The 12,422-nt window shown below is 55.4% G+C and carries 11 protein-coding genes; all 11 read left to right on the forward strand.

The genetic code is table 11. The annotated features are described in order from the left end of the window. The first annotated feature begins 9 nt into the window (after nt 1-9). The 11 genes from SR894_RS17915 (at nt 10) to SR894_RS17965 (ending at nt 12,422) form a co-directional block, all read left to right on the forward strand. Entirely contained in the window at nt 10-1,377 is a 1,368-nt protein-coding gene (locus SR894_RS17915) for a malonyl-CoA decarboxylase (protein WP_223288629.1), read from the forward strand. Further along, nucleotides 1,374-2,912: a malonate--CoA ligase gene (locus SR894_RS17920; RefSeq protein WP_133733317.1), complete on the forward strand. Its 1,539-nt coding sequence runs from the start codon at nt 1,374-1,376 to the stop codon at nt 2,910-2,912. The genes SR894_RS17915 and SR894_RS17920 overlap by 4 nt, the downstream gene beginning before the upstream one ends. A gap of 133 nt (nt 2,913-3,045) precedes the next feature. Continuing rightward, nucleotides 3,046-3,504, forward strand: a complete 459-nt coding sequence (locus SR894_RS17925) for a DUF2170 family protein (protein WP_227405878.1) — start codon at nt 3,046-3,048, stop codon at nt 3,502-3,504. A gap of 117 nt (nt 3,505-3,621) precedes the next feature. Then, nucleotides 3,622-4,317: a PspA/IM30 family protein gene (locus SR894_RS17930; protein WP_133733319.1), complete on the forward strand. Its 696-nt coding sequence runs from the start codon at nt 3,622-3,624 to the stop codon at nt 4,315-4,317. Nucleotides 4,318-4,362: 45 nt separating this feature from the next. After that, entirely contained in the window at nt 4,363-5,085 is a 723-nt protein-coding gene (locus tag SR894_RS17935; RefSeq protein WP_223288628.1) for a DUF2491 family protein, read from the forward strand. Between the two features lie 323 nt (nt 5,086-5,408). Then, on the forward strand, nt 5,409-5,822 hold the full coding sequence (locus tag SR894_RS17940) for a DUF350 domain-containing protein (protein ID WP_007112741.1): 414 nt from the start codon (nt 5,409-5,411) through the stop codon (nt 5,820-5,822). Nucleotides 5,823-5,848: 26 nt separating this feature from the next. Beyond that, nucleotides 5,849-6,457, forward strand: a complete 609-nt coding sequence (locus SR894_RS17945) for a DUF1190 domain-containing protein (RefSeq protein ID WP_133733321.1) — start codon at nt 5,849-5,851, stop codon at nt 6,455-6,457. A 19-nt stretch (nt 6,458-6,476) separates the two neighbouring features. Then, nucleotides 6,477-7,643: a glutathionylspermidine synthase family protein gene (locus tag SR894_RS17950; protein ID WP_133733322.1), complete on the forward strand. Its 1,167-nt coding sequence runs from the start codon at nt 6,477-6,479 to the stop codon at nt 7,641-7,643. Between the two features lie 166 nt (nt 7,644-7,809). Continuing rightward, nucleotides 7,810-9,864, forward strand: a complete 2,055-nt coding sequence (locus tag SR894_RS17955) for a methyl-accepting chemotaxis protein (RefSeq protein ID WP_223288627.1) — start codon at nt 7,810-7,812, stop codon at nt 9,862-9,864. A gap of 12 nt (nt 9,865-9,876) precedes the next feature. Next, nucleotides 9,877-10,944: a chemotaxis-specific protein-glutamate methyltransferase CheB gene (gene cheB / locus SR894_RS17960; protein ID WP_223288626.1), complete on the forward strand. Its 1,068-nt coding sequence runs from the start codon at nt 9,877-9,879 to the stop codon at nt 10,942-10,944. Continuing rightward, nucleotides 10,941-12,422: a CheR family methyltransferase gene (locus SR894_RS17965; protein ID WP_223288625.1), complete on the forward strand. Its 1,482-nt coding sequence runs from the start codon at nt 10,941-10,943 to the stop codon at nt 12,420-12,422. Before cheB ends, SR894_RS17965 begins: the two co-directional genes overlap by 4 nt.

Below are 12,422 nucleotides of genomic sequence, written 5' to 3' on the forward strand. Positions count from 1 at the left end.
AGTTCGACCATGAACATGCTGTTTTTGCAGGAGCTGTTCAACAACATCACCCAGCGTGATGCCCTGTTGCGGCGCCGCCATCCCGAGACCTTAACGCCCGACCATGGGCAGTTGGTTCATGCCTGCCAGAAACTGTTGGAAAGCGATGGCGAAGCCTCTAGCATCGCGCTGGCGAGCCGCGCTTTGGCGATTTACCAGCGCCTTTCGGCAGCTGAAAAAAGCAGCTTCTTTGCCCGCCTAACGGCTGACTTTGCGGCCGAGCCCGGCCCCATTGACGCGGCCTATCTGGCATATCAAGAGGTGCGCGACAACCAATCACTACAGCGCCTGTTTGAGGCCTGCGAGCCACGGCGCCAAGAGCTTTTCCGACGGTTAAACCTGGCCAGCGACGGCACCTATGAGCTGGTTAAAATGCGTGAAGACCTGCTGGGGCTACTACGCGAACAGCCGGAATTAGCGCCCATCGACGACGATTTCGCCCATCTGTTCGGTTCCTGGTTTAACCGCGGCTTTTTGATGCTCAAGCGCATTGACTGGAACACGCCCGCTTCAATTCTAGAGAAGATCATCCGCTACGAAGCGGTGCATGAAATTCAGGACTGGGACGATCTGCGCCGGCGCCTAGATGCCCGTGACCGTCGCTGTTTCGCCTTTTTCCACCCGGCGATTGGCGACGAACCGCTGATCTTTGTGGAAGTGGCCCTGCATAAGGGTCTGCCAAGCCGTATTCAGCCCATCCTTTCTGGCGAAAGCAGCTATAGCAAAAAAGGTATCGACGACCCCGAAGATGCCGATACAGCAGCGTTCTTTGGTATCAGCAACTGCCAGACCGGGCTGCGCGGTATCTCCTTCGGTAACTTTTTGATCAAACAGGTGGTGCAAGAGCTCTCCCAGGAGCTGCCGCAGCTTAAATACTTCGTCACCCTTTCTCCGGTGCCTGGCTTCGCTCAGTGGCTTCAGGAGCAGCGAGAGGATGAGCAGCTTCCCGCGTCGCTGCGTAAATCACTCAAAGGGCTTGAAACACAGGGATGGCATCAGGACAAAGCCCGCGAAGAGGAGCTCAAAGCCATTATTCGCCCGCTGGCTGCCCGTTACCTGGTCGAAGAGAAGAACCGCCACGGCCTGCCGCTCAACCCGGTGGCCCGCTTTCACCTCGGCAATGGCGCCGAACTTCACCGCATTAACTGGTTGGGCGATATCTCCGAGAAGGGCTTTAAACAAGCCGCCGGACTGATGGTTAACTACCTGTATGTGCTGGACGATATCGAGCGCAATCACGAAAACTATACCGCCAAGGCGGCCGTTGCTTGCTCAAATGAGGTGCGTGACCTCGCCAAACGCGCCCGCAAACTGGCCAAGGGAGAGACCACCAAATGAGCCACAATCTATTTGAAACCTTTGCTGCCAAAATGCGCGAACGCGCAGAGGCCGATTTTATTACCACCCGCGACGGCCGCCGCTATCGCTATGCCGATGCGCTGACCATCAGTGCGCAGCTTGCTGGCGCACTAACCGAGTTAGGCGTTAAGCAAGGCGATCGCGTTGCCGTCCAGGTCGATAAAAGCCCTGAAGCGATACTGCTCTATTTGGCCTGTCTGCGCATCGGCGGTGTCTATCTACCGCTTAATACGGGCTATACCGGCGATGAGATTCGCTACTTTTTAAACGATGCAGAGCCTGCGCTGTTCGTTTGTCGTCCCAAGATAGAAGAGCAAGCGCGGTCGCTTGCTGCTGAAACCGGCTGTCCGGCGGTGGTCACCCTGGGCAACGCCGCCGATGGCAGCCTGATGGAAACCGCCCAAGCGGCAACGCCGCGTGAGGATATTGTGGCACTTGGCGAGCGCGACCTGGCTGCTATTCTCTATACATCGGGCACCACCGGGCGCTCCAAAGGCGCCATGCTAACGCACAAAAACCTCGCCTCTAACGCAGAGACACTGGCCAAAGCGTGGCATTTCAGCGCTGATGATCGGCTGATCCATGCACTGCCGATTTTCCACACCCACGGCTTATTCGTCGCCTGCAACGTCACCTTGATGGCGGGTGCCAGCATGCTCTTCCTGCCTAAGTTCGATGCCGATGTGATCTTCGAAGAGCTGCCCCATGGCAGCGTGATGATGGGCGTACCCACTTTTTATACCCGATTGGTGCAGGACGAGCGCCTGACCCCAGAAGCTACCGCCCATATGCGGCTGTTCGTTTCCGGCTCCGCCCCGCTCACCGCTGAAACCCATGAGGCATTTGAAGCCAAAACGGGCCATGCGATTCTTGAGCGCTACGGTATGACCGAAACCAATATGAACCTCTCCAACCCCTATGACGGCGCCCGCCGAGCAGGCACCGTAGGCATGCCGCTACCCGGGGTGGAGATGCGCATTACCAACCGAGAAACCGGCGATGAAGTGCCTTTTGGCGAGATTGGCATGCTGCAGATTCGCGGCCCGAATGTCTTTATCGGCTACTGGCGAATGCCCGAAAAAACCCGTGAAGAGCTATTAGACGATGGCTTCTTCATTACCGGCGATCTCGCCATGGTCGATGATCAGGGTTATGTGCATATTGTTGGTCGCGACAAGGATCTGGTAATTTCCGGCGGCTACAACGTCTACCCCAAAGAGGTGGAGCAGGTGATCGACGAGCTTGACCAGGTCGCAGAATCCGCAGTGATCGGTCTACCGCACCCTGACTTTGGCGAAGGCGTTACCGCAGTGGTCGTTCGCCAGCAGGGCGCTGATCTTGGAGAAAACCAGCTTGAAGAGGAGAAAGTCATCGCCCATTTAGATGGTCGCCTGGCTAAGTATAAGCAGCCCAAGCGGGTCTTCTTTGTCGATGAATTGCCGCGCAATACCATGGGCAAAGTACAGAAAAATGAACTGCGCAAGCGGTTCAACGACACTTACCGAACCTCCTAACTATCCGTCTTGAAAGCACAATTCTCCCAATATTTTGCCCCGCAGCATGCGGGGCATTTTTTTGCGAAAAGGAACCATTTGCTCTACGAAATGTTAAGGTAAGGTCACTTAACAAACGATGGAGCAGATTGCCTTGACTACGCCTACCGTTACCAACGGCATCACCGCCACCGAGCTATATAAATTAGTCCACCAGCCAGCGAACAACAACGACGGAGATGCGTCCCTTGAGTGGCCTGAGGGTACTATCAGTCTGGATGAAACGAATCAGACCCTGATCTGGGAGCTTAACGACTACGGCAACTTGCCGATTACCCTTTCGCGCAGCGAAAATGAGTGGGTCGCCATGGCGCCTATTGTGGCCGTAGATAGCGTCAACAATACCGCTGAACTCAACGAAGTGCTGCTGCGCCAGGGCATTGCGTTACCGCTGGCTTCCGTGGGTATCGTCGAAATCGACGGTCACGACTTTTATGTGGCTTACGGACAACTGTTTGGCGACTCAAAGCTTGAATCGATTTGTGCCGAGCTACACGCCACGGCCAGCGCGGCCATGGACGTCGCCGAACTGATTCAAACGCACTTCGCCTAGGCCTAACAGGGTTTATCGAAGACAGAGTTAATCGGTCATAGCCACTGATAGCGGCACCAACATTTATATCGACACAGTGGCGCTTTATTTAAAGATATTCTTAAAAGAGACACTTATATGTTAAGCAAAATCATGACAGCCCTGCGTGGCAAAGCGAATGAAACCGGCCAAGCCGTGGTGGATTCCCAGGCACTGCGTATTTTAGATCAGGAAATCCGCGACTCGGAAAATCACTTGAGCCAATCTAAAACCGAACTCACCCGACTGATGGGCCAGCGCCAGCTGAACAGCAATAAAGCTGACACGCTGGAAAGCAAAATCGCCGAGCTGGAAAAAAGCGCTGAGGCTGCGCTGGATAAAGGCGAAGAGCAGCTCGCCGTTGAAGTGGCAGAACGTATGGTGGCGCTTCAGGATGACCTGGAAGCGGAGCGCGCCATTATTAGCGAGTACGACGCCAGCATTGAAAAACTGCGTGGCGCAATTCGCGGTACCGACAACCAGCTTCGCCAGCTCAAGCAACAGGTGAGCGTCGTTAAGGCGACTGAGTCAGCACAAAAAGCCCAATCTGCCGTCGCGGCTCGCCACTCTGGCCAGAATAGCGCCATGAGCAGCGCCATGGAATCACTCGAGCGCATTAAAGAGCGCCAGCAGCTTAATTCAGCGCAAATGCAAGCCGCTGACGACATGGCGGCAGAAGAAAGCGGTAGCTCGCTTGAAGCACGCCTGAAAGCAGCCGGCGTGGGTGGCCAGAATCGCAAAGCAGACGACGTGTTAGCGCGCCTAAAAGCGAAGAAAAACGCCGCACAGGAATAAGCGTTAAGAGCAAGTCAGCGTTTAAATTTATTAGGGAGCCAGGCCATGTTTAACACCCTCAAGGCACTTTTTCGCGCCACCACGGAAAAGCCGCCCGAGCCTAACACAGGCCGACCGGTAGCCGCGGGCCTACCTATGGGTATCAGCCAGGAAGACCTTGAGGGCTTACGCCTGGATGGGCGCGTCAATATTAAGCTGATCGGCCTGCGTGCCCACCCCGATGCGCTGTTTCGCTGGAACGACGATGCCTACCATCATATTGCTGCCGTGGGACACGTCGATCTTGGTCAAGGAGCGCACTTGGTGCGCTTCTATCTGGATAACGACACCTGGCTGCAGGCCAACATTGAGAATGGTCAGGTGCTTGAATATAAGCTGTTCGACTTTTACCGTGTTGCCCATCTTTCAGACACTGAGTTTGATGACGCCATCAACGGAAAAGATAAACAGCCCGATAGCATCGGCGCCCAAACCATCGCGCTCACCTCAACCACTGAGGAGGCGCGCAGTTGCACCTATCAGCGAGTGTGGGGGAATGGTGGCAGCCTGTGGTCGCCGCCGGTGGTTTTCGAAGAGCAGGTAATGACCACCGAGAGCGTGTCGGCGCGCCATGTGACCCACCATGCCATGCTCTATGAGCGCCCCATCGAAGGCGCTGATCGCATGGAGTACGTGCTGCTGAGTGCTGAAAACGATGGCGAAGGCAGCTTTATGGTAGTGCACAACGTGGGGGTAGATGTGGCCTCTGTCGATATCGACGCGATGTAGTCTCCCGATTTTTTTACGACACGCTCTTATCGGTTCCTCGTTACTCAGTTATGGAATTAACTCTGCCAAATCTGGTAATTGCACCCGTGGGAGGTAGCTTTAGCTCGCGACCGTTTAGGCTGCCAGAATGATAAAACCTGGGTACCTTCGCCAACTGAAGTTGCCTCCCACAACAGGTAGCTAGTTGAGTGGCTTCATCTGGGATCCCGAGGCGCAAAATAGCTAATTAATATTAAATCCGCATAAGATAATGAAGAACGCTCTTTTAAGACATACTCTTTTAAGGCATCGCTTTTTTCAGCACTAAAAAGGAAACTGCCACCATGGTGAATTATCTCTACGGCCTGCCGTCATTTATTGCCTATCTAGTTACGGCGATTGTACTGCTCGCCGCCTTTATGTACTGCTACAGCCGTATTACCCCGCACCACGAGTGGACGCTGATTCGCGAAGGCAATGCGGCCGCGGCCTCTGCCTACGGCGGCTCCATTTTAGGTTTTACCATTCCGCTGTATAGCGCGATGGCCCATTCGATCAACTTTATCGATTTTGTGCTCTGGGGCATCGTGGCCTTTATTGTTCAGTTGGCCACCTTCTTCGCGGTTAAGCTGTTTCTGCGTAAACAGGGCGAAAGCCTGTCTCAACACATCACCGAAGGTCACCAGGCCTACGGCATTTTGATGGCCAGCGTGGCTGTGGCAGTCGGCTTGCTCAACGCCGCTTCGATGACTTGGTAACGACGACGTGGTAAAGGAGAGCCTGCATGTCTAAACACGATAGTACCCCTCATCTGCCGCGCCGCAAGCGCAGTGGGCGCTTGTCACTGGCGATGATGGGCGCCAGCGCCTTTGGTCTTACCGCCTGTGGCCAACCGCCCCAGGAAGAGCAAATCACCGATATAGAGTTCGATCAGCCGCGCAGCTTTCAAAGCGTAGAGGATTGCGTTGCGGAGAATGTCTATACTCGCAGCGCCTGTGAAGACGCCTACGAAGCCTCGTTAAAAGAGGTGCCGCGTTTCAGCACCCTTGAAGAGTGCGAGGCCGAACATGGCGAAGGTGCCTGTACTGCACCGACTGAAGAGCAGTCCCAAGCAGCGACTGGCAGCACTGGGGGCAGTTGGTTTATGCCCGCCATGATGGGCTATATGGTCGGCAGCATGATGTCCAACACCAACCGTGGACGCTCCTTCGAGCGGGTATATCAGGAGCCGGTGTACCGTAATCGCCAAAATCAGGGCAATTGGAACACCGCGACCAATCAGGCGACTCAGCGCGTCACCCAGCGTAACGATGCAATGCGCAATTCGGTGGCGACGTCTCAGCGCAGAGGCTTTGGCTCGCGCTCTTCTGCACGGGGTGGCTGGGGCTCTTAAGCCGCCAGCAAAGGTCTCTATGCTGCGAATCGATATCCCTGAACGAAGCAATTGGAAAGCCCTGGCCCACGAGCTGGGCTTTCATTTTCATACCATCGACGGGGAGCCCTACTGGAAAGAGGACGCCTACTACCAGTTCACGATGGAGCAGGTAGAGCGCGACATTGAAGCGCCTACCGAGGAAGTGCATGAGATGTGCATGGAACTGGTGGATAAGGTCTGCCACTCCAATGCACTCATGCAGCGTCTGGCTTTACCTGAACACATGTGGGACAGCATCCACAACTCCTGGAAGTCAGGTCAGCCGCACCTCTACGGGCGAATGGATTTTGCCTATTCAGGCGATGGCCCGGCGAAGCTGCTGGAACTCAACTACGACACCCCTACCTCGCTCTACGAAGCGGGCTTTTTTCAGTGGGTGTGGCTTGAGCAAGCTATCCAGCAAGGCATCCTGCCCCGCCATGCGGATCAGTACAACTCGATTCAAGAGCGCCTGATCAATGCCATGGCGCACCTTGGCGACCGCATTGAAGCGCGCACGCTCTACTTCTCCTGTATCAAAGATAACGCCGAAGAGCGCGCCACCGTGCATTATTTACAAGACGTGGCGGTGCAGGCAGGCCTCAATGCGCCCTTTATCTTCACCGAAGATATTGGTCTACGCCCAGGCGCGGAGCACTTTGTTGACCTTGATGACAAGCCTATCCACGCCCTGTTCAAACTCTACCCCTGGGAAGAGATGGCCGACGATGCGTTTGGCGAATATATCCCGCAGCTAAACACCCACTGGTTTGAGCCGCCCTGGAAAGCGATTCTCTCCAACAAGGGAATTCTGCCCCTGCTATGGGAGCATTTTGAGGGCCACCCCAATCTACTGCCGGCGTTTTTCGAGGATGCCAACAGCCCGCCGCTGCCCGCAGGCTGGGTGCGTAAGCCGTTCTTTTCACGGGAAGGCAGCAATGTGGAACTTATCACCCCCACCGGTCAGCGCGAGGCCGTGGACGGCCCCTACACCGACAGCCCATGGATTCGTCAGGCCTACCACCCGATGCCACGCTTTGGTAATAACCACGCCTTAATTGGCAGTTGGGTAGTGGGCGACCGCGCCTGCGGCATGGGCATTCGCGAAGACGTTGGCCGCATTACAAAAGACTCCTCCTGCTTTGTGCCCCACGCGATCGTGTAAGCGCAAGTACCAAAACACGCTTACCTAAGCTAGACAACCTTCATAAAAAAAGCTGAAATCGTTGCCACTACCCTAAGTAGAGTGGTAAGTATCACTCTACTTCTCACCCTGAGCGCTATTGAGCAGCGTCGTTAGGGCCACCGTTTACTTTGGAGCAACGGCGAACATGATGGCGCGCTGGAAATCCCTACCTCTACGGCTTCGGCTATTTCTCTCCTTTGGGATCGTCTTAGCACTGGCGATGCTCCTGGCGCTCTATCTTCAAGCACGCTCCCACAGCCAGGCGCGGCTGAACAACCTGCTCAACCAAGAGCTGCCGGCACAGGTCGAAGGGCTAGCCGCGCATATAAACCTTAACCTTAGCCAGGATCTCGCCATTTCCGAAAGCCTGGCCAATAGCTACTTTATTGAGCAGTGGGTTCGCGACGGGCTGCCTGAAGAGCGACAAAACGATATTAACCGTTACCTTGCTCGCCTAATGGAGCAGTTAGATACCGAGCTGCTGTTTATCGCCGCTCAATACCAGGGGCGTGGCTACTATTTCCAACTGCGCAACGGTGAGTTTCTGCAGCGTGTTATCCAGCCGCCGGGTAGCGAAGATGATTGGTACTACAGTTTTACTGAAAGCGATAACACTTACGAGCTGAATTTAGATAGTGACACCTTTTCTCCCGACGATGCCTTCGTATACGTCAATTACCGCAGCGCGGTAAATGCCGCCAACGGTCGACCGCTGGTCGTGGCTGGAGCGGGACTTGATCTCTCTCAGGTGGCCAGCTTGATTGATGACTTTCGCTTAGGTGGCACAGGTCACGCCTCGCTGCTCAGCGCTGAAGGTGAACTACTCGTTCGTAGCGGTGAATATAGTGGTGAAAGCATTCGCAGTGATGAAACGGCGCCCATTGGCGAGACAGCAGCGGAATCCTTACCAGAGCAAGCGTCGCAGCGATTGCTGCGTGATGAACAACTTCAGCTACAAGAAATTGAGCGCGACGGCCAGACTCTTTTGATTAGCACGCGTTGGCTACCCGAACTGCAGCGCTATTTGATGGTGGAAGTCGATAAAGAGGCCTACCTGGCGTCCACCCGCCAGCGCTTTCTTGAGTCCAGCGGTATAGGCTTGCTCATTTTGCTTGTCGGATTACTCATTCTCTACCCGCTGACCGGTAGCCTCATACGTCCGCTGATTGATTTCCAGCGCCAGCTGAAAGACATCACCCACAGCCTGGATCTTTCGCGGCGGGTCAGCACCGATGACAAAGCAGAGCTTGGCGATTTGGCCAATCAAACCAACGAGCTTCTTGAGCGTCTTTCCCGGGCGATTGCGGCAGTGGCCAAGAACGCTCAGGCGCTAACGCAAGTTGCCGACCGCCTGGCGAAAACGGCTGGCCTTTCCGGTGTGCACGGGAGCGATATCGATCATGAAGCCAGTCAAACCATGGCCGCAGCGGTCGAGGAGATGGCCTCTTCAGTCGCGGAAATCACCTCCACCATGGAAGAGCTCTCTACCTCGTCAACCCAAATCGCCGATCATTCCCAGTCGGTGGTCGACGTTGCAAATCAGACGCTGGAGCGTAGCCGTAAAGGCAGTTCGGCCATGCAGCTGCTACAGTCAAAAATGCAGGATATCCGTAGCGACAGCGAGCAGAGCCTGACCGAGATCATGACGCTGGGGGCGAAGTCTAAACAGATCAACAAGGTTATGGAGCTGATCAACACCCTGGCCGCCCAGACCAAGCTGATCGCTTTTAATGCCGCCTTGGAAGCTTCAAGCGCGGGGGAGTCGGGCCGACGCTTTTCGGTTGTCGCCAGCGAGATACGCCGCTTGGCTGACAGCGTAACCGACTCCACCCAAGAAATTGAAGCGCATACCGATGATATTCAGACGGCCATTAATCGCTTAGTGGTGGCCTCTGAAAAAGGTGCCTCCTCCATCGAGCAGGGCGTAGAAGCGAGCATGAGCACCGCCCAGGATCTAGAGGCACTGCTCAAAGCGGCGAGTCAAACCAGCAGCGCGGCCCAGCAGATATCGCTGTCTACTCAACAGCAAAAAACCGCCAGCAGCCAGGTGGTGATGGCGCTGCGCGATATCGATACGGCCAGTTCACGCAACGCACACTCAGTGCGCAGTATTACCGATATCAGCCAGGACATGATCCATATGTCGGCTGAGCTTAACGCGCTGGTGCAGGAGTTCACCCTAACAAATAAAGATCGCTGATAAGGATACCGGATGAGTGTAATTCGGGTAGTCATTGCCGACGACAGCCAGGTAGCCCGCGACGTGCTACGCGATATCCTCAGCCGAGACGGTGATATTGAGATCGTGGGTGAAGCCACTAATGGCCGCGAAGCGGTGGAACTGGCCAAGCGCCTGGCACCGCAGCTCATCACCATGGATCTCAATATGCCGGTGATGGACGGCTTGTCCGCTATCGAAGAGATCATGTACAGCAAAGGGGTGCCCATCCTGGTGGTCAGCGACCGCTCCGATGCGCAAACGGCCTATCAAGCGCTAGAAGTGGGCGCGCTGGAAGTAATGCCCAAACCCACCTTGGAAGGAGCCGACGCCGAGCGCCTGTTGGAGCGTGTACGTCTGTTAGCCGGTGTCGCGGTGATCACTCGCCTACGGCGACGCGTCACTACGCCTCCCCCCCTCATCACTCTGCCTAGCTTTCCCGTCGCTCCACGGGGAGTGCCGCGGGATTTTCAACACGTGGTGGCGATCGCGTGCTCCACCGGGGGCCCGCAAGCCTTAGTGCGTCTGTTGCGCACGCTACCTGCTGGTTTTCCAGCACCTATTGTGATCGCCCAGCACATCAGTCATGGCTTTATCGATGGCATGGCACAATGGCTGGGATCGCTGTGTGCCATGCCGGTCAGCGTGGGCCAAGAGGGTGAGCAGCTACGCCCTGGACATATTTATTTGTCACCTTCCGAGCGTAACTTATGTGTGACCCCCCGCCACCGTTTTCAGCTTCAATCCAGCCCCGAGACATTTCTCTATCACCCCAGCTGCGACGTACTGCTGCAGAGTGTCGCGGAGGTCTACGGCAGTGATGCAATCGGCATTATTTTGACCGGCATGGGCCGCGATGGAGTGAATGGCATCCGAGCTATTTATCAGGCTGGGGGTAGTACTTTTGCGCAAGATGAAGCCAGCTCGGTTATTTACGGCATGAATCAGGAAGCCGTTAAAGCGGGCGTCATACAACATGAATTACCGCTTGATAGCCTTCCAGACCGGCTGCTGCGCGATGTGCGTGGCTACTTAGATAGCCGACCGGAGCCTCTGGCATGAGCGCGTTTGCCCCCTTTAAAGCCCTGGTGCATCAGCGCTGCGGTTTGCACCTGGAAGGCTTAGCCGAGGCCCGCCTATTCCGAGCGGTGGCCAGCTTACAAAACTCCACCGGGCTAACCGACAACACTCAACTCCTCAAGAAGTTAACCAGCGACCCAGCGCTATTCGATCAGTTTGTTAGTCACTTAACGGTGAATGAAACCTATTTTTGCCGCGAACCAGACGCCCTGAACTGGTTGGTCAGCACCTACTTACCTGAACGTTTAGCAACTGAGGAGCCGCCGCTCTCTATCTTTAGCGCAGGCTGCTCATCCGGCGAAGAGCCGTATAGCGTGGCGATGATGCTGTTTGAGCGCTTTGGTGAGCGGGCCAAAACACTGTTTACCCTCACCGGCGGAGACCTGGATCACCAAATCCTCGCCAAGGCACGCCAGGCGGTTTATAGCGGCATGGCATTTCGTGCCCTCTCGCCCGCCTTTAAAGAGCGTTACTTTAGCCCCTACCAGGGCCGCTACAAGCTTCACGAATCATTGCGCCAATGGGTAACCTTTCGCCCGTTTAACCTGTTAAACGCCAATGAAGACAGCCCCGGTGGCCCTTTTGATGTGATTCTGTTTCGCAATGTCTCCATCTACTTTGATCAGCAGACGCGGCGTCATATTCATCAGCAGCTTAGCCAATTGCTGGCCCCGAACGGTATTTTACTCTGTGGCGTCACCGAAACCTTCGGTAACGATCTCGGCGTGTTTGAACTAACCGAAGCCCGAGGCGTGTTTTACTTTCGCCATGCAGAGCAGCCCGGGGCAGTGCCAACGGCGTCCCTGCAGCCCCCTTTGCTCTCGGTAGACAACAGGGCTGGTGACAACATTGATAACGGTGAAAGCGCCACTATCGCGCTAACCAGCAGCGCTGGTTTAGCACCCGCTACGCCGACTGAGCAAGCAGCGAAAAATACAGAATTAGAAGACACAGGGTTAGAAAACTCAGGTTTAGAAAACAAAGAGTTAGAAAAAACAGCAACGAACAGCATTACCCACCAACTGCACACCGCCCATCAGTTGCTCAACCAAAATGCGTTTGACGACGCCGCGACGCTGCTTGAGGAACTGCTTAAGCAACAGCCGTGGTCTATCGACGCGCTGGTGCTGTCAGGGTTAGTCGCCCGTTGGCAGCATCAGCCTCAGCAAGCCTACGACTATTTCAAAAGAGCCATTTACGTTGCCCCGGATTGCTGGCCTGCACACTTCTATCTAGCCGAACTTTATCGTCAGGGCGAACTGACCGACGAGCCATTACAGCGCAAGCAGCGCTATGCTGCAGTAGTTCGTTTGCTGACCACCGCGCCCACCTCTGATGGAGGGCTAGAGACAATCACCCCGCCGCTACCGCCAGGCGATGCGCGCTTTCTTGCCGAACGTTATCTAAATACGGTGGACATCACACTGGCAACCGCAAGTACTACGCAGGGAGTGGGTTAA

The organism is Vreelandella neptunia (assembly GCF_034479615.1).
Classification (GTDB): domain Bacteria; phylum Pseudomonadota; class Gammaproteobacteria; order Pseudomonadales; family Halomonadaceae; genus Vreelandella; species Vreelandella neptunia.